This is a genomic window from Devosia honganensis (assembly GCF_042648785.1).
Lineage (GTDB): Bacteria > Pseudomonadota > Alphaproteobacteria > Rhizobiales > Devosiaceae > Devosia > Devosia honganensis.
Genome location: NZ_JBHRYD010000005.1, coordinates 1 through 17,911, shown reverse-complemented (window position 1 = coordinate 17,911; position 17,911 = coordinate 1). Strand labels below are relative to the sequence as shown.

The following is a 17,911-nucleotide window of genomic DNA, read 5'->3' as shown; positions in this document are numbered from 1 at the left end:
ATCATACATTATCTGTCAACAACAGGGCACATTCTTCACAGCTTGGCGTGTTTCGGAAAATATGCGAGATGTGACCCTTCATTGGTTATCCCATTGCGAAACATGCAGATATCGACCGAGAAACCCGCGCCGGGCGCCGAAGCCAGTCTTTACGAGCTGATCCGCGACGACATCCTCGAGGGGCGCCTCAAGGCCAATGAGCGCCTCAAGGCCTCGGTTCTGGCCGAATATTACAACACCAGCACCAATCCGATCCGGGAGGCGCTGCAGCAGCTCCGGGGCGAGGGCTATGTGCTGTTCTCCCCCAACAAGGGCGCGCGCGTCCGGCCCATCGACGAGGATTTCGCCCGCGACATCTACGAGATGGAAGCGCTGATCGAGCCCTATCTGACCGCCTGGTTCGTGACCATGGCCAATGAGGCGGACATCGCCCGGCTCGTAGCGGTGCAGGACGAGATCGAGGAGCTGAATTTCCGTGACCAGACGCTGCATTCGGAGCTGGACACGCGTTTCCACGAGGTCATGTACGAAAAGCACTACAACCGCCATGCCGTCGAAATGTGGTGGAAGCACCGCGAGATTCTGCGCGCCATCGGCCGGCGCTTCCCCTTCTCGGGGCCCCGCCGCAAGGACATCATCGCCGAGCACCGCCTGCTCATCGACAAGGTGAAGGCGGGCGACGCCGACGGTGCCGCCGAGATCATCGGCAATCACGTCCGGGGCTCGGGCCGCCACATCGTGGGACACATGCGCGCCCTCCGCCGCAGCAGCTAGAGGCTTTCACTGTCAAGCGGATCAGCGCCTTCTTGCTCCCCTCCCCCCTTGAGGGGAGGGAGCGCTGGGCGCATAGATCCGCAGGCCCCTATCCTGCCGCCACCGCGTCGCGTTTCATGCCGGACAGCACTTCGGCCTTGCCGTCGCGCAGGATGACGATTTCCTCCAGCCGCAGGCCGAAGCGGCCGGCGAGATAGATGCCCGGCTCGATGGAGAACACCATGCCCTCGTCCAGCACCGTGTCGCTGCTGGCGGTGATATAGGGCGCTTCGTGGATGTCGATGCCCAGCCCGTGGCCGGTGCGGTGGAGGAAATTGGGCCCGTAGCCGGCCGCCGCGATGACGTCGCGGGCGGCCTTGTCCACTGCGCTGGCCCTCGCCCCGGGAACGGCAGCTTCGATGGCCGCCGCGACGGCGCGGTCGAGAATGGCGTGGATCTCCGCAAACCCCTCGGGAGCGCTGCCGTAATAGCCCACCCGCGTCATGTCGGAGGGATAGCCGCCGATGCGCCCGCCGGTATCGATCAGCACGGCGTCGCCCGGCTTGAGCCGGGTCGTGCCGGTATGGTGGTGCGGGAAGGCGCCATTGGGGCCGAAGCAGACCGAGCAGAATTCGGTGGTGGCGCCATTGGCCTTGTAGAAATCGCGGATGGCCTGCGCCACCTCCAATTCGGTGACGCCGGGGCGCAGCGCGGCGAAACCCGCCTGCATGGCGCGGTCGTTGAGCCGGGCCGAGGCCTTGAGCAGCTCATATTCCGCTGCATCCTTGCGCGAGCGCAGATAGCCCACCGTGTCGGCGGTGAAGCGCCGGCGCGCGCCGGGCAGCGCGTCGAGCACCAGCAGCGCGAAGTCGGCGCGCATGGTCTCGTCGAGGACGATGGAGGGCGCCGCCCGGTCGATGCCGGTCGCGTCGAGCAGTTCCGCCAGCGCCGCGTCGGGGCCATCGGCATCGGCCCAGGCGAAGAACGGCAGGTCGGTGTGCTGGCGGGCGCTGTCGACATTGAGCGCCGGCATCAGCAGGCCGGCGAAATCCCTGCTCACCAGCAGCATGACCGGGCGCTCGTCGCCATGGGGCGAGAGATCGGCCAGATAGCGCATATGGCTCGAGGGACCGATGGCGACGAGGTCGGTGCCGGTCGCTTCCATGCGGGCGCGCAGCTTGTCCATGCGGGTGGCGAGAATGGGTTTCATGAATGCTTGTCCCCGAAAGAAAGAGTGGCGGAGCCGGGCTGAGGAGGAGGAGTGCCCGGCTCCGCGAGCGGCGGCCCGCCGGGCCGCCGCAATGGTGAACGCAAGCCTACTGCTTGGTCACGAGGCGGTAATAGACGAAGTCCGAGTTGGAGCCGTTGACATAGCCCTCGACGTTCTGGGCCATGGCGATCTGCAGCTCGGCCTGGAACATGATGATGATCGGGCTGTCTTCCTGCACCTTCTTCTGCAGGTCGACATACATCTCGTTGCGCTTGTCCTGGTCGGCTTCGGCCAGGGCCGCGGTCACTTCGTCGTTGAGCTCCTGCGGCACGGCCCAGGCGTTCCGCCAGGTCGTGGTCGCGGTGTAGTTGTCGTCCGAATTGTCCGCGTTATAGGCGAAGGCCTTGGCGTTGGAATGGGGGTCCATGAAGTCCGGGCCCCAATAGAGCAGCATGGCTTCGTGGGTCCGGTCGCGATATTTCGTGATCACCTGGGCGCCGGTGCCGGGCAGGATGTCGAAATTGATCCCCGCTTCGGCAAAGCCGGCCTGCAGCGACTGGGCGATATCGGTGAAGGGCGCCGAATTGATCACGTCGAGCGTGACGTTGATCGGGGTCTGGATGCCCGCATCGGCCAGGATCTGCTTGGCCTTGTCCACGTCGTAGCTGTAGGGCGTCTCGTCATAGGAGCCGGGGAAGCCCTTGGGCCAGAAGGCCTGGTGCTTTTCCATCTGCCCGTTGAGGAAGCTGCCGACCATCCCGTCATAGTCGACCAGGTAGCGCGAGGCTTCCCACACCGCCGGCGGGGTCAGGCTCTCGGTCTTCTGGTTGAACGAGAGGAAGTGCACCGTGGCCTGCGGATAGGCCTCGACCTTGACGTCGTCGCCCAGCCCGGCGATCTGGTCCGGGGTGAGGTTCTTGGCCATGTCGACGTCGCCCGAGGTCAGCAGCAACTGCTGGGTGGCGGCTTCGGCGACGTGGCGGATGAGCACCTGCTTCATGGCCGGCGCGCCCTCGAAATAGTTTTCGTTGGCGGTCAGGCGGACCAGTTCGGCGGGGCGGTAATCGGTCAGCACGAACGGGCCGGAGCCGGCCGAATTGGTGTTGAGCCAGGCATTGCCCCAGTCCCCGTCCACCTCATGCTCGCGCACCAGCACCTCGTCGACGATGGCGCCCGGGCGCGAGGCCAGGACGTTGAGCACGAAGGCCGAGGCGAAATCGCCGTCCCAGCGCACGGTGACGGTGTTGCCGTCCACGGTCACCATCTCGTCGATGTTTTCCGGGGTCCAGCCGAGCTGGGTCAGGATGAAGGCGGGGGTGAGGTTGAGGGTCACCACGCGCTTGAACGAATAATGCACGTCCTCGGCGCGCACCGGATTGCCCGAGGCGAAGCTGGCGCCCTCGCGCATGGTGAAGGTGAGAGTCTTGGCCGCTTCGTCGGCGGCCCACTCCGTGGCCAGGCCCGGCGCCAGCACGGTGGTGTCCTCGGCGGCGTACTGGACCAGATGGTCGTAGAGATTGGCGTTGATCTCGCCGGCCGAGAATTCATAGGCCTGGGCCGGGTCCAGCGCGACGATGTCGTCGATGTTCTGGGCGATGACCAGCGCATCGGCGGGGGTGGCGGCATGGGCCGCGCCCGCTGCCAGCGGCAGGGTGAGCGCGGATGCCAGAAGGGCAGCGCGGAAGAGCTTCATGTCTGTTTCTCCTTGGGATTGGTTTTCTTCGTGGCCGGCTTGTGGGCGCCGGCCTTGGACTTCGCCACGGCGGGACGCGGCCGCGCCGTGGAGCGAAACAGCGCCAGCGTGCCGGTCCAGAGGAGCCGGGCGGGCTGGTCGGTGTGGTTGGACCAGGAATGGGGGCGGTTGCCGCGGAAATGCAGGCTGTCGCCGGCCTGCATCACCATCTCCTCGCCGTCGAGGCGCTGGGTGATGGCGCCCTCCAGCACATAGAGGATTTCCTCGCCCTCATGCGCCACGGTTTCGGAACTGTAGCCGGGCGGCACCGTCATCAGGAAGCTGGAAAGCTGGTTGCCGGGGAAATCGGCGCCCAGCCGCTCATAGATGATGGAAGAGCCGTCCAGCGAGAAGCGGCTGCGCTCCCCGGCCCGGGAGAGGGCGGTATGGGTCGCGGGCGCGGCGACGAAATAATCGATGGTGACGCCCAGCGCCCGCGCGATCTGCGCCAGCGTCCCCAGCGAGGGGGTGGCGTGGTCGCGCTCCACCTGGCTGAGATAGCCCACCGACACTTCGGCGGCCTCGCCCAGCGCCATCAGCGTCATGTGCTGCTGGCGGCGGCGCGCACGGATCAGCGACCCCACACGGGGATAGCCTTCCGCCTGCTTCGCCATCGCTTGGGACAAGTCGACCTCACCAAAATTTTTTTGATATAAGCAAAGTTTCTTGTATGGTGGAAGTGAAATATGCAGCTTCTGTCTCCCGTGGACGGTGTGTACCATCCGCGTGGAGGCTTTTGTTCCAAAGGGATTTTCCGTGGCGATCGAGCAGCAATCCATGGCGGTGCCTCCGGCGCCGAGGGCTCGCAACCGGCGCCTGGGCCGCGACCTCGCCGGCGCGGCGGGCTTCGTCGCCACCCTCTTCCTCACCTTTCTGGGGCTTTTGGCCATCACCTTCTTCATCGGCCGGGTGATTCCCATCGATCCGGTGCTGGCGGTGGTGGGCGACCGGGCGACCCAGGCGCAATACGAGACCGCCCGGATCGCCATGGGGCTCGACCAGCCGCTCTGGATGCAGTTCGTCACCTATGTGGGCAAGGTGCTGACCGGGGATCTGGGCATGTCGGTCTCGACCGGTCGCGCCGTGGTGGACGATCTCAGCCGCTTCTTCCCCGCCACCTTCGAAATGGCCACGCTGGGCATATTGATCGGAATAGCGCTGGGCGTGCCGCTGGGGGTCACCGCCGCCGCCCGGCAGGGTAGCTGGCTCGATCAGATCATCCGGGTCGTGGGCCTTCTGGGCTATTCGGTTCCCGCCTTCTGGCTCGGGCTCGTGGGGCTGGCGGTGTTCTACGCCCGGCTGCGCTGGGTGGGCGGGCCGGGCCGGCTCGACATCTTCTATGACGGGCTGGTCTCGCCCGTCACCGGGGTCATCCTCATCGACAGCCTGTTGCAGGGCGAGATCGACATTTTCTGGAACGCGGTGTCCCATCTGGTGCTGCCGGCCTCGGTGCTGGGCTTTTTCAGCCTCGCCTATATCGCCCGCATGACCCGAAGCTTCATGCTCGACCAGCTCAGCCAGGAATTCGTCACCACCGCAAGGGTCAAGGGCGTGCCCGAGCGGGTCGTCGTCTGGCGCCATGCCTTCAAGCCCATCCGCGTGCCGCTCATCACCGTCATCGGCCTGTCCTATGCCGGCCTGCTCGAGGGTTCGGTGATGATCGAGACGGTGTTCTCCTGGCCCGGCATCGGCAATTACCTCACCACCGCCCTGCTCAATGCCGACATGAACGCGGTTCTGGGCTCCACCCTCGTCATCGGGGCGGTCTTCATCGTCATCAACAAGGTGTCGGACGTGCTCTACCGCGTCCTTGACCCGAGGGCCCGCTGATGCGCACCCGCGACTGGCTTCTGGCCGATTCCCCCGCCTCGCGTTTCCAGGCCGGCGCCGGGCGCGCCTATCGCGTGCTGGCGGCGCTGTTGCGCAATCCGCTCTCGGTGCTGGGCGCGCTGATCATCCTGGCGCTCTTGGTCACCGCCGCCTTCGCGCCGTGGATCGCGCCCTATTCGCCCACCGGGCAGAATCTGGGCCAGCGGCTGCTGCCGCCCTCGGGCGAGCACTGGATGGGCACGGACGAATTGGGCCGCGACATCTATTCGCGCGTCATCTGGGGCTCGCAGATCACCCTCACCATCGTGCTTCTGGTGGCGCTGATCTCGGCGCCTCTGGGCCTCGTCATCGGCGCCGTCTCGGGCTATTTCGGCGGCTGGGTGGACCGGGTGCTGATGGGGTTCACCGACATTTTCCTGTCCCTGCCCAAGCTGGTGCTGGCGCTGGCCTTCGTCGCGGCGCTGGGGCCGGGCATCAACAACGCCATCATCGCCATCGCCATCACCTCCTGGCCGGCCTATGCGCGCATCGCCCGCGCCGAGACGCTGACCATCCGCAATGCCGAATATATCTCGGCGGTGCAACTGGCCGGCGGCGGCCCGGTGCGCATCATCGTCCGGCACATATTGCCGCTGTGCACCTCCTCGATGATCGTGCGCGTCACGCTCGACATGGCCGGGGTCATCCTCACCGCGGCGGGCCTTGGCTTTCTGGGGCTGGGCGCCCAGCCGCCCTTGCCCGAGTGGGGCGCGATGATCTCGCGCGGCCGCACCTTCATCCTCGACCAGTGGTGGGTCGCCACCATGCCGGGCTTCGCCATCATCATCGTCTCGCTGGGCTTCTGCTTCCTCGGCGACGGGCTGCGCGACGTGCTCGACCCCAAGAGCGAGGGCAAGTCATGACGGCTCCCCTGCTCGAGGTCGAAAATCTCCGGGTCAGCTTCCCCACCCATTCGGGCCGCGTCGAGGTGGTGAAGGGCATTTCCTTCACGCTGGGGCGCGAGCGCCTCGGCATTGTGGGCGAAAGCGGCTCGGGCAAGTCGATGACCGGCCGCTCCATCCTCAAGCTCATCCGCAAGCCGGGCCTGGTCACCGCCGACAGGCTGCGGTTCGACGGCATCGACATTCTCGAGCAGTCCGAAAGACAGATGCGCGCCATTCGCGGCGCCCGCATCTCCATGGTCATGCAGGACCCCAAATTCTCGCTCAATCCGGTGATGACGGTCGGCGAGCAGATCGCCGAGGCGCTGGTGACGCACGAGAAGCTGGCGCGAAGGGACGTGCGGCGGCGCATTCTCGACATGCTGGAGGCCGTGCGCATCAACGATCCCGAGCGCGTCGCCGGCCTCTATCCGCACGAGGTGTCCGGCGGCATGGGCCAGCGCATCATGATCGCCATGATGCTGATCCCCGAGCCCGAGCTGCTGATCGCCGACGAGCCGACCTCGGCGCTCGACGTCTCGGTGCAGGCGCAGGTGCTCGACATCATCGACGATCTGGTCACCGGCAAGGGCATGGGCCTCATCCTCATCAGCCACGACCTCAACCTGGTCAGCCGCTATTGCGACCGCATCCTGGTGATGAATGCGGGACGGGTGGTGGAGGAATGCGCCGCCGGCCAGCTCGACCGGGCGCAACATCCCTATACGCGGGGCCTGCTCGCCGCCATGCCGACCATCGACGAGACGCGCGACGAACTTCCCGTGCTCGACCGCACGCAATGGGCCGGCACATGAACGCCATCGACCTTTCCGACCTCGACATCTCCTATGGCGACACCAAGGTGGTGTTCGGCATCGACCTGGCCATTCCCGAAGGCGAGAGCTTTGCGCTGGTGGGGGAATCGGGCTCGGGCAAATCCACCATATTGCGCGCCATTGCCGGGCTCGCCCCGGACTGGACCGGCTCCATCTCCATCATGGGCGCGCCGCGCAGCCATGGCGTCGACCGTGCCGTGTCGCGGCAGGTGCAGATGGTGTTCCAGGACCCCTACGGCTCGCTGCATCCGCGCAAGACCATCGACGCGGTGCTGTCCGAGCCGCTGGTCATCCACGGCATCGGCAATCGCGGCGAGCGGGTGGAGGCCATGCTCGAGGCGGTGGGGCTCGACCGGCGCTTCCGCTTCCGTTTCCCCCACCAGCTTTCGGGCGGCCAGCGCCAGCGCGTCGCCATCGCCCGGGCGCTGATGCTGGAGCCCAAGGTGCTGCTGCTGGACGAGCCCACCTCGGCGCTCGACGTCTCGGTGCAGGCCGAAATCCTCAACCTGCTGAAAGGCCTGCGGCGCGAGCAGGGGCTCACCTATCTGCTGGTCACCCACAATCTGCCGGTGGTCAGCTTCCTCTGCGACCGGCTCGCCGTCATGCGCCAGGGGCGGATCGTCGAGATCGCCGATGTCGCCCGGCTCCGCGCCGGCGCGCTCGAAGCGCCCTATTCGCGCGAACTGCTCGCCGCGACCGGCGGCGGATAAGCCCCGGGGCATGGATTGCCGGGACCAGCCCGGCAATGACGGCTGCGGGGGACGTCCGCCCCCTCCCCGCCGTCGTCATCCGGCTTGTCCGGATGGTCCACGCGATCGAGAGGCGGACACGATCTTGGAAGACAAGGACCCTCCCCCCATGACCGATCATTCCACCGACCATTCCGCCGCCCTCGCCGATTTCGACGCCGCCATTTCCGTGGCCAGGGGCGCGGATGCGGCCTTCAAGGCTCTGCAGGACCTCGCCCGCGCCACGGTGGGGGCGAAGCTGTTCACCGTCATGCTGGTGGACATGCCCAACGACGTCGCCCGCCGCGCCTATACCAGCGACCCGGAAAACTACCCGGCCTCGGGCACCAAGCCGATCAATTACGGCCCCTGGTTCGACATCGTGCACAAGCAGCGCCAGTTCTTCGTCGCCAACACCATCGAGGACATCGCCAAGGTGCTGTTCGACCACGAGCTGATCGACGCGCTGGGGTGCCAGTCGGTGGTCAACGTGCCGCTGATCCTGGGGGACGAGCTGGTCGCCACCATGAACCTGCTCGACGTGGCGGGCCACTACACCCCCGAGCGTCTCGAAACCATCCGCACCACCCTCACCATCCCCGCCAAGCTGGCCGTGCTGGCCGCCCGGCTCTGAAGCCCTACCCCTCTCCCCCTTGCGGGTAGGGATCGAGGGTGGGGGTTGGGGATTGTCCGGGAGTCCGCTTGCTTCATCGAGAATATCGATGGAGCGCCCCCCCACCCCTGGAGCCTTTCACTGTCAAGCGGATCAGCGCCTTCTTGCTCCCCTCCCCCTTGAGGGGAGGGGTCGGGGGTGGGGGTCCTTCGGTGATCCGCCAAACCCACCCCCTCCCCAACCCTCCCCTCAAGGGGGGAGTGTTTACAATGGGCTGCTGGCACAATTTATCCCCCACACCGGGCTGCCCTCGGGCGTGACCCGAGGGCCTTTGTCCACGTGCAAGAAACTCGGGTTTCGGGGCTCCCAGGCCGGCCCTCGGGTCGAGCCCGAGGGCAGCACAGCGTTGGTGTGGGCAATAACGATCGAACCAGAAGCGTCCAAAGTAAACACTCCCCCTCAAGGGGGAGGGAGCGCCGGTCGCCGATTCCGTCAAAACATGAAAGCCGCTAGGGTCAATCGCTCCGGTGGAGCGATTGAAGGTGGAAAGCCCGCAAGCCCCCTACCCCTTCACCCCCGCCGAGAGCATGATCGCCTGGGTCACGCGGCGCTGGAAGATCAGGTAGATGATGGCCACGGGCAGGCCCGCCATCACCGCCGAGGCCATCAGCCGCGCATAGACGATGCCATAGGCGTCCTTGACCTGGGTGATGCCCACCGGCACGGTCATGGTGGCCTCGCCCGTCGCGGCGAGGAAGGGCCAGAGGAAGCTGTTCCAGGCACCGATGAAGGTGATGATGGCCAGCGCGCTGGTCACGCCCCAGTTCATCGGCAAATAGATGCGGAACAGGGTCTTGAAGTGTCCGGCCCCGTCCATCTGCGCCGCCTCGCGGAACTCGCGCGGCACCTGGTCGAAGAACTGCTTGTAGACGATAATGGTCACCGGCACGATGAGCTGCGGCAGGATGATGCCGGCCCAGGTGTTGAGCAGCCGGAACTGCGCCATCAGCACGAAATGGTTGATGATCAGCGCCTGCATGGGGATCATGAAACAGGCCAGGATCAGCACGTAGATCACCCGCCGTCCGGGGAAATCGAGCTGGCTCAGCGCATAGGCGCAGCCGGCCGAGCTGACGATCACCCCGATGGTGATCAGGCTCGAGGTGACCAGCGAGTTGATATACCAATAGCCGATATTGGTGTTGCGCCAGATATGCTCGTAGGCGTCGGTATTGAGCCGTTGCGGCCAGAGCGAGACGCCCGAGGCGATGACCTCGGTTTCCGATTTGAACGAGGTGACCACCGCCCAGTAGATGGGAAAGATCGCCGCCAGCGCGAAGGCGAAGGTGATGGCGGTGAGCGCCAGCCCGCCCAGGTCGATCAGCCGGTCGCCCCGGGCGCGCTCGGCGAGGTGTTCCGCCGGGCGGGATATCGCGTCCGAGCTCATTTCTGCCCCCTGGCGCGCAGCGCCTGATATTGCAGGACGGAGAGGATGATGATGATGGCGAACAGGATGGTAGCCGCCGCCGCGCCCTCCCCGCCCTTGTTCTGCTGGAAGGCCAGCTTGTAGACATATTGCACCAGCACGATGGTGGGGTCCTGCCGCCCGCCGATCGAGAACAGATAGACCTGGTCGAAGATCTTGAGCTGGGCGATGAGCTGGATGGTCAGCACCAGCGCCGTCACCGGCCAGATCAGCGGCCAGGTGATGCGGGTAAACTGGCGCCAGCGCCCGGCGCTGTCGAGCGAGGCGGCCTCGTAGATTTCCGGCGAGATGTTCCGCAGGCCGGCGATGAACAGCAATACGTTGAAGCCCAGCGTCCACCAGATGGTGACCACGGCCACGGTGGGCATGAAGAAGGGGATGGTGCGGGTCAGAGACATCGGCTCGCCGCCGTTGAAGGGGCGCACGAAGTACTGGATCAGCCCGTATTGCACGTCGATGATCCAGTTCCAGATCAGATAGACCACCGAGACCGGCAGGATATAGGGCAGGAAGAAGCAGGCCATGACGAAGCCCTGCTGCCAGCCCCGCAGGCGGTTGACGGCCATGGCGATGGCCAGCGAGACCAGCGTGTTGGGGATGACGGTGAGGAGCACGAAATAGACCGTGTTCCAGGAGGCGGCGCGGAACAGGCGGTGGTTGAGGATCTTGAAGTAATTGTCGAAGCCGACCCATTCGCCCGGCCCGATCAGCGGCGCGTCGGTGAAGCTGAGCATCACCATCTGAATGGTCGGCCAGACGAAGAGCAGCCCATAGATCACGAGGAACGGGCCCACCAGGATCAGGGCCGCCAGATATTCCGAGCGCTTGTCGCGGATCATGTCCGTGTCCCTCCTTGCGTTTGCCTGCCTGAGGCCCCTGGGCCGCCCCCCTCCGGCGGAGGGGGACGGTCAGGCGTTTGGTCGCGTCGGCTCAGAGCTGGTCGTTGAGATCGTCGCGCATTTCGACGGCGGCGTCAGCCGGGTCGATTTCGCCGGTGGTCGCGGGCACGATATAGTTGGTCCAGGCATCGCCCAGCGGCGCCGCCGGTCCGGCCAGCACGGTGCGAGGATCGAAGACCGCCGTGGCGGCGAAGCCGGCATAGTCCGACTGCGGCTTGAGGGCCTGGAACTCGGCGCTCTCGCGCACGGCGTTGAAGGCCGGGATATGGCCGGCGCCGGCCCAGTCGAGGCTGTGCTCGTCCATCCAGGCGATGACCGTCATCACCGCTTCGCGCTTGGCCGGATCGGCTTCCTTGCCGGCATTGGCCGGGATCACGAAGGCGTGGGAATCCGACCATGCGGCCTGATGATCGAACAGTACCGGCAGTTCCACCGCGCCCCACTCGAACATCTCGCCCTTGGCGGCGAGGTCGGTGAAGGTGGGCACTTCCCAATTGCCCATGATGAAGAACGCCGCCTGTCCCGAGGTGAACAGCGCCAGCGCCGCCGGGCTCTCGATCTGGGCCGGGGTCCAGCCATTGTCGACCCAGCGCTTCATCGTCTCGGTGGCGGTGGTGAGCTTTTCCACGTCCGCATCGGTGGGGAAGAAGCCCCCGGCCGCCGCGTCGAACATGGTGCCGCCCTGCTGGCCGAAGAAGGAATAGACGGCGCGGTAGCGGTCGCCCGTGGGCATGGACAGGCCATAGCTGCCGTCCCCGGTGAACTGGGCCAGCGCCGCCTCGAAATTCTCCATGCCGTCGAGGCCGGTGGGCAGGCCGTTGTCGTCGAGCATGCCGGCATCGCCGAGCAGTTCCTTGTTGTAGTAGAGGATCAGCCCGTGCTGGTCGAAGGGCACGCCGTAGCGGACGCCGTCCACCTTGGCGGCTTCGGCGGCGGCGGCGGTGAAGCTGTCGTCCGACAGGCCCACCCCGGCGAGGTCCTCATCGGTGATTTCGGCCAGCGTGCCGCTCTGGACCGCCAGCGGCATGCGCGAGAGGTGATAGGTGGCGATATCGGGCCCTTCGCCGATGGCGGCGGAGGTCTGCAGCTTGGTGTAGAACGGGGTGCCCCATTCCAGCGTCGTGCCCTCGATGGCGATCTCGCCTTGATGCTCCTGGTTGAAGGCGTCGATCAGGGCCTTCATGCGCACGCCGTCGCCGCCCGCCAGGAAATCCCACCAGACCACGGTCTGCTGGGCGGCAGCGGCTCCGGTCAGGCTCAGAATGGCCGTGGACACCAGTGCCAGGCGCCTTAGGGTCGTCTTCATTTGGTATTCCTCCCAAAACATGCCCAATGCTTGATCCGATCGGCAGGGGCGGCGCATTGAGCTTTTCCGCCGGGCCGAATTCGTCACTCTCCGTGATAGGCCGCGCCTTCGGCGTCGAAGAGATGGGCGGCCGCGCCGTCGACCGCGAAGGCGATATCCTGCCCGGCCTCCAGCGTGCTCTTGTCCGCGTCCTCGCCGATGGCCAGCGTGCCGTCGGCCAGCGTCGCATGCACCAGGGTGCGGTCTCCCAGCCGCTCCACCAGCGCGATGCGGCCCTTGAGCGTGCCGTTTCCGTCCACCCGCAGCGCCTGGGGGCGGACGCCCAGCGTCAGCCCTTCCGCCATGAGCGGCGCAGTGGCGGCGGGAATGGTGGTGGCGATGCTGCCCCCGCCCGCCTCGACCCGCACCAGCCCGCCTTCCTCGCTCAGTCCGGTCACCGGCAGGAAATTCATCGCCGGCGAGCCGACAAAGGCGGCGACGAACCGGCTGGCGGGCCGTGAATAGACCTCCATGGGCGTGCCGATCTGCTCGACCCGGCGATTGTTGAGCACCACGATGCGGCTGGCCAGCGTCATCGCCTCGGTCTGGTCATGGGTCACGAAGATCATGGTGGTGCCGATGCGCTGGTGCAGTTGCGCCAGTTCCACCCGGGTGCGCACGCGCAGCCCGGCATCGAGATTGCTCAGCGGCTCGTCGAGCAGGAACGCCTCGGGCTCGCGCACGATGGCCCGGCCGATGGCGACGCGCTGGCGCTGGCCGCCCGAAAGCTGGGCCGGGCGGCGGTCGAGCAGGGGCCCGATCTCGAGCATGCGCGCCGCATCCTCCACCCGCCGGGCGATCTCGGCCTTGTCGGTGCCCACGTTCTCGAGCCCGAAGCTCATGTTCTGCCTTACGCTCATATGCGGGTAGAGCGCGTAGTTCTGGAACACCATGGCCACGCCGCGCTGGTTGGGCGGCAATTGGTCGACCCGGCGCTCGCCGATATGGATCTCGCCGGAATTGACCGCCTCCAGCCCCGCGATCATGCGCAGCAGCGTCGATTTCCCGCAGCCAGAGGGCCCGAGGAAGACGATGAACTCGCCCGATCTTATATGCATGTTGACGCCGTCCAGCACCTGCACGGCGCCATAGGACTTGCTGACGTCCCGCAGCACGATATCGGCCATCCTGCTCCTCCTTCCTCTTCCCACCCCTCTCCCCTTGTGGGGAGAAGGAAGCCTCCTCAGCCAAATTCCCCCTCGTCCACCGGCAGGTCCGCCGTCGTCCGGGCGAGGGCGTCGAACAGCGCCGCCGCCAGCGGATCGGCACCCGGCGCCTCGCGCGTCAACCGCAAGGTGGTGGCCACCACCCCGCCGCGCCCGACCCGTTTCTGGCCGATGATCGCTGCCGGCTTGTGCACCCAGCCGCAGACCATGCCGGCGATGACGTTGCTGCCGAATTCCCAGGGCCGGAAGCCGGTGAGCAGGTGATGCGGCACCACGCCGGAAAAACCGAGGTCGAAGATCGGCCCGCCCGGAATGTCCGCGAACGCCCCCTCGCGCCGCAGCCAGGAAAAGCCGGCGATCCAGTCGCCGCGCCAGATGGTGCCGTCGCGCTCCACGAGGCCAATGCCCGGCAGGTGCTGGTCGAGGCTGGGGCGGAACTGCTTCCCGTCCGCGACGATGGAACGGTGCGGCAGCTCGCCCGGCGGCATGTCGGTGCGCAGATTGCGGTTGGTCTCGACGCTGCCATCGGCAAGGATCAGATAGCGCGCGCCGGCCTTGATCGCCTCGACGTCGTCGCCGTCGACGGCGTGGCAGAGGACGATATCGGCCTTGTCCGCCGGCACCACCGCATAGCCCAGCCCCCTGGCATAGTCGGCCAGGTCCGCATCGGCGGCGGCGATGGAGGGCCGCCCCTTTGTTCCGCGCGGGGCGAACAGCGCGATCTCGCAGCTATTGCGCGCCAGCACCGTCCCGCCCGCCTCGAGCGTGAAGTCGAGCCGCACCATGGCATTGTCCGCCGCCTCCGGCATGGCGATGGCGTGGCGGCCCAGATCGGCGACCGAGACCGGCCCGGTGGCCGGAACCGCCAGCGCGCCCTCGGCCGCGCCGCTCCAGCGCAGCACCGCCCCATCGGGGATCGAGAGCCCGCCGGTGGCGATGCGCAATTCGACCTCCAGCGCCTTCCCGACCTGCGCGGCGTACCGCTCCGGGCGCAGCACGATGACGATATCGGCGTTGATGGTGTGGAAGACGTCGTGGAAGACGCGCGGATTGCGCTCGATGTCGAGCAGGCCATTGGCCTCCCAGTGCACATCGGTCAATTCGGTGATGACATAGCCCACGATCGAGTCGTAGCGGCGCATTTCCTCGATCTGGTAGCGCAGGTTCATGAACTGGTACCATTGCACCTGCTCGATGAACCCCTCGAAGCTGCCGAAGCTGCGGTCGAGGTCGAGCGCGGCGAAGCGCTCCTCGATGCCGTGCGGCAGCGCCACCCCGTCGCCCCAGAGCGCGCCGGTCTCGAACCAGTCTGGCTCGCTGCCGTCCTCGCGCCGCAGTTTTTTCGGGTCAGGCAGGCCCCAGACCCCGAATTCGGAGACGATCAGCGGCTCGTCGCCCCGCCTTTCGGCGTCGCCCAGCGGCGAGAAGGTCCAGTCGGCCCCGGCGGCGAACTGGGCGGTGAGGTCGTCCCATTCCTGCCGCCGCTCCGGCACCGAGCGGTAATAATGGAAGTCGTTGATGTCGGTCTTGACGTGGAAATTGGGAAAGCAGGCCGAATTGTCCACGACGAGGCGCGTGGGGTCCTCGGCCTTGAGCCAGTCATAGCTGTCCTTGAGCCATTGCCGGTGCTCGGCATTCTCCACCAGCCGCGTGCCCCAGTCCTCGTTGATCAGCGTCCAGGCGATGATCGAGGGATGGTTGCGGTCGCGCTCGAGAATGCCTTCCATGGTCTGGCGCATGCGGCGGGCGGCGGCGGCGGTGAAACTGGCCACATTGGGCACTTCCGTCCACACCAGCAGGCCGAAGCGGTCCGCCACCTCGTAATAGCGCGGATCGGGCACCTTGATGTGGCAGCGCAGCGTGTTGAGCCCCAGCTCGATGGCCTTTCTCGCCTGGTCCTCGAGGAATTCCAGCGAGGGCGGGGTATAGATGCCGTCCGGATAATAATCCTGGTCGAGCGCACCGCGCATATAGACCGGCCTGCCGTTGAGCAGGATCTTTCCGTCCGCGGCGGCGACGGTGCGGAAGCCGAAGCTCTCCTCCACCACGTCGATGCCGTCGTCCAGCGTCACCGCCAGCGTATAGAGATTGGGCTGGAGGATATCCCAGAGCTTCGCGCCGGCGACCGCCAGTTCCACCGCCACCGCCCCGGCGGCGGCGATCTCGGTCTGGGCGACGACTTCGCCCTCCCCGTCGCGCACCTCGACCCGTGCCGGCAGCCCGGCGGCGGCGGCGGTGAAGGCGAGGTCCGCCTTCACCTGGCCATCCATGCCCGCCGTGATGGTCACTCGGTCGAGCCGCCGCGCATCGCGCGCCAGGAGCGAGACCGACTGCCAGAGCCCGCCGATGCGGCCATACCAGGAGATCTTGCCGTGCGGCACTTCGGAAAACGGGAATTCGGGGAAGGCGCGCTGGTCGGCCGAGGGCACGGTGACGCGCACCTCGATCTCGTTGCTCGGGCGCAGCAGCGCCGCATCCACGGCGAATTCGAACGGCAGGAAGGCGCCTTCGTGCTCACCCAGCCTTTCGCCGTTGAAGAACACCTCGCAGTGATAGCTGACGGCGCCGAAGCGCAGCGCCAGCTCGCGCCCCTCCCAGCCCGGCGGCAGGGTGAAGCTGCGCTTGTACACCGCCCGTCCGAACGTATCGACCAGGTCGGAGAATTCGGCCTGCCAGGGTTGGGGCACCTGCGCCTGGCGCCAGGGTCCGTCCTCGTGCCGGAACTGCCAGGCCCCGTCCAGCGACAGGCTCTTGCGCGGCGCGTCTTCCGCCTCGGCGGCAAGGGCACGACCCGGATTCATCATCTCCACCCCATATTTGTATTAGTTATATTATTATCACCATAGGCTCGAAACGAGGGCCGTGGCAAGAGGGGGTGTGCGGACCGAGGATGGATGGCGCAGCTCGCGGTTTTTCAGCGCCGCCGGGGCTGGCCTTGCCCCGGCCGCTTCCCTAAAAGCGGAGGAGCGATGCGGCTCCATGGGAGGACAAGTGGTAAAGCGCGCGACCATGCACGATGTGGCCGAGCTGGCGGGGGTTTCCCAGGCGACGGTTTCGCTGGTTCTCAACGGCGTGCCCAATGTGCGCATCTCCCGCACCACCCGCCAGCGCGTGCTCGACGCCGCCGAGCGGCTCGAATACCGGCGCGGCCGCGCCCATGCGGTCCCCGTCGGCCGCACCCGCGTCATCGGCCTGTTCATCGACGAGGTGTCCACCACCCCCTTTGCGGCCCCCTTCATCGAAGGCGCGCGCGACGAGGCGGCCTTGCAGGGCGTCACCGTCGCCACGTTCTGCACCGGCAACAATCCGGCGCTGGAGCAGGCCGGCCTCGACCTGCTCACCGCCAGCAATGCCATCGGCGCCATCTATTGCACGCTGATCACCCGCGAGGTGGCGGTGGCCGAGGGCTTTTCCGCCCTGCCGCTGGTGCTGCTCAACTGCTACGAAAAGCGGGCGCGCTACCCCTCCGCCGTTCCCGGCGACGTCGCCGGCGCCTTTATGGCCACCGAGGCGCTGCTGCGCGCCGGCCACCGCCGCATCGCCCATCTGGCCGGCGAGCAGACGATCGAGGCGGGCCCGGACCGGGAAAAGGGGTTCCGGCAGGCCATGGCCAAATGGAACGTTCCGGTGGATGAAACCCTGGTCGTGCTGGGCGGCTGGACCATCCGCGCCGGCCGCGAGCACGCCCTTGCCCTGCTCTCGCGCCCCGATCCGCCCACGGCGATCTTCTGCTTCAACGACCGCATGGCCATCGGCTGCTACGAAGTCGCCCGCAGCCTTGGCCTCGCCATCCCGCAGGACCTCTCCATCGTCGGCTTCGACGACGAGGACATCGCCGCCAACATGGCCCCGCCGCTGACCACCATGGTCCTGCCCCACGACGAAATGGCGCGCTGGGCGGTCGGCCAGTTGCTGGACGAATACGGCACCATCGACGCCGACATGCGCCTGCAACGCCTCAAAATCGAATGCCAGCTCATGGACCGAGGCTCCATCACCGCCCCCCGCCGCTAAAGCCTTTCATCGTCCGGCGGAATCGGTGCCTTCGCCTCCCTCCCCCTTGTGGGGAGGGATCGAGGGTGGGGGTCCTCTTCAATGGCTCACAAACCCACCCCCTCCGTCCCCTGCCCCGTCGTCACCACCGGACTCGTTCAGCGCTGGATTGCCGGGATAAACCCGGCAATGACGAAGGACGGGGGAGGGTTGGACGAGAGAGAGGAAATTGTGAAAAGCACCCACCGCTGCCCTCGGGCTCCGACCCGAGGGCCTCTCGCGACACTCCCTGCGCCCCACCCCGAACCGCCGCACCCGCGAAGCCCGGCCCTCGGGTCACGCCCACTGCTGTCCGGTTTAATCTGGTGAGAACTGGAGGGTCATTTGGCGGGTATCGCGG

The 17,911-nt window shown here is 66.7% G+C and carries 15 protein-coding genes; 7 read left to right on the top strand and 8 right to left on the bottom strand.

Going from position 1 to position 17,911, the window contains the following annotated elements:
- Positions 1 to 102: 102 nt before the first annotated feature.
- Positions 103 to 774: a GntR family transcriptional regulator gene (locus ACFOOL_RS07070; RefSeq protein ID WP_380096181.1), complete on the top strand. Its 672-nt coding sequence runs from the start codon at positions 103 to 105 to the stop codon at positions 772 to 774.
- A gap of 88 nt (positions 775 to 862) precedes the next feature.
- Here the strand turns inward: ACFOOL_RS07070 and ACFOOL_RS07065 are convergent, their stop codons facing one another.
- The 3 genes from ACFOOL_RS07065 to ACFOOL_RS07055 all read right to left on the bottom strand — a co-directional run bounded on the left by ACFOOL_RS07065 (position 863) and on the right by ACFOOL_RS07055 (position 4,309).
- On the bottom strand, positions 863 to 1,963 hold the full coding sequence (locus tag ACFOOL_RS07065) for a M24 family metallopeptidase (protein ID WP_380096179.1): 1,101 nt from the start codon (positions 1,961 to 1,963) through the stop codon (positions 863 to 865).
- A gap of 106 nt (positions 1,964 to 2,069) precedes the next feature.
- The gene (locus ACFOOL_RS07060; protein ID WP_380096177.1) at positions 2,070 to 3,656 is read right to left on the bottom strand and encodes an ABC transporter substrate-binding protein; all 1,587 of its coding nucleotides are present in this window, start codon (positions 3,654 to 3,656) and stop codon (positions 2,070 to 2,072) included.
- Positions 3,653 to 4,309 (bottom strand): helix-turn-helix domain-containing protein, encoded by a 657-nt coding sequence (locus ACFOOL_RS07055; RefSeq protein ID WP_380096589.1) that lies wholly within the window; start codon positions 4,307 to 4,309, stop codon positions 3,653 to 3,655. Before ACFOOL_RS07055 ends, ACFOOL_RS07060 begins: the two co-directional genes overlap by 4 nt.
- Positions 4,310 to 4,472: 163 nt before the next feature.
- On the opposite strand from ACFOOL_RS07055, the gene ACFOOL_RS07050 reads away from it, so the two are divergent.
- The 5 genes from ACFOOL_RS07050 (at position 4,473) to ACFOOL_RS07030 (ending at position 8,643) form a co-directional block, all read left to right on the top strand.
- The gene (locus tag ACFOOL_RS07050; RefSeq protein ID WP_380096588.1) at positions 4,473 to 5,525 is read left to right on the top strand and encodes an ABC transporter permease; all 1,053 of its coding nucleotides are present in this window, start codon (positions 4,473 to 4,475) and stop codon (positions 5,523 to 5,525) included.
- Positions 5,525 to 6,427, top strand: a complete 903-nt coding sequence (locus ACFOOL_RS07045; RefSeq protein ID WP_380096175.1) for an ABC transporter permease — start codon at positions 5,525 to 5,527, stop codon at positions 6,425 to 6,427. The genes ACFOOL_RS07050 and ACFOOL_RS07045 overlap by 1 nt, the downstream gene beginning before the upstream one ends.
- The gene (locus ACFOOL_RS07040; protein ID WP_380096173.1) at positions 6,424 to 7,260 is read left to right on the top strand and encodes an ABC transporter ATP-binding protein; all 837 of its coding nucleotides are present in this window, start codon (positions 6,424 to 6,426) and stop codon (positions 7,258 to 7,260) included. The genes ACFOOL_RS07045 and ACFOOL_RS07040 overlap by 4 nt, the downstream gene beginning before the upstream one ends.
- Entirely contained in the window at positions 7,257 to 7,991 is a 735-nt protein-coding gene (locus ACFOOL_RS07035) for an ABC transporter ATP-binding protein (protein WP_380096171.1), read from the top strand. Before ACFOOL_RS07040 ends, ACFOOL_RS07035 begins: the two co-directional genes overlap by 4 nt.
- Before the next feature lie 148 nt (positions 7,992 to 8,139).
- On the top strand, positions 8,140 to 8,643 hold the full coding sequence (locus ACFOOL_RS07030) for a GAF domain-containing protein (protein ID WP_380096169.1): 504 nt from the start codon (positions 8,140 to 8,142) through the stop codon (positions 8,641 to 8,643).
- A 541-nt stretch (positions 8,644 to 9,184) separates the two neighbouring features.
- On the opposite strand, the gene ACFOOL_RS07025 is transcribed toward ACFOOL_RS07030, so the two are convergent.
- From ACFOOL_RS07025 to ACFOOL_RS07005, 5 genes are all read right to left on the bottom strand, one after another.
- Positions 9,185 to 10,069: a carbohydrate ABC transporter permease gene (locus ACFOOL_RS07025; protein WP_380096167.1), complete on the bottom strand. Its 885-nt coding sequence runs from the start codon at positions 10,067 to 10,069 to the stop codon at positions 9,185 to 9,187.
- Positions 10,066 to 10,947: a carbohydrate ABC transporter permease gene (locus tag ACFOOL_RS07020; protein WP_380096165.1), complete on the bottom strand. Its 882-nt coding sequence runs from the start codon at positions 10,945 to 10,947 to the stop codon at positions 10,066 to 10,068. Before ACFOOL_RS07020 ends, ACFOOL_RS07025 begins: the two co-directional genes overlap by 4 nt.
- Positions 10,948 to 11,038: 91 nt before the next feature.
- Positions 11,039 to 12,313: an extracellular solute-binding protein gene (locus tag ACFOOL_RS07015; protein ID WP_380096163.1), complete on the bottom strand. Its 1,275-nt coding sequence runs from the start codon at positions 12,311 to 12,313 to the stop codon at positions 11,039 to 11,041.
- A gap of 83 nt (positions 12,314 to 12,396) precedes the next feature.
- Positions 12,397 to 13,479, bottom strand: coding sequence for an ABC transporter ATP-binding protein (locus ACFOOL_RS07010; RefSeq protein WP_380096161.1), 1,083 nt, complete (start codon positions 13,477 to 13,479; stop codon positions 12,397 to 12,399).
- A gap of 56 nt (positions 13,480 to 13,535) precedes the next feature.
- Positions 13,536 to 16,319, bottom strand: a complete 2,784-nt coding sequence (locus ACFOOL_RS07005) for a glycoside hydrolase family 2 protein (protein ID WP_380096159.1) — start codon at positions 16,317 to 16,319, stop codon at positions 13,536 to 13,538.
- Between the two features lie 190 nt (positions 16,320 to 16,509).
- Between ACFOOL_RS07005 and ACFOOL_RS07000 the strand changes: the two genes are divergently transcribed.
- Entirely contained in the window at positions 16,510 to 17,532 is a 1,023-nt protein-coding gene (locus ACFOOL_RS07000) for a LacI family DNA-binding transcriptional regulator (RefSeq protein WP_380096157.1), read from the top strand.
- Positions 17,533 to 17,911 lie beyond the last annotated feature (379 nt).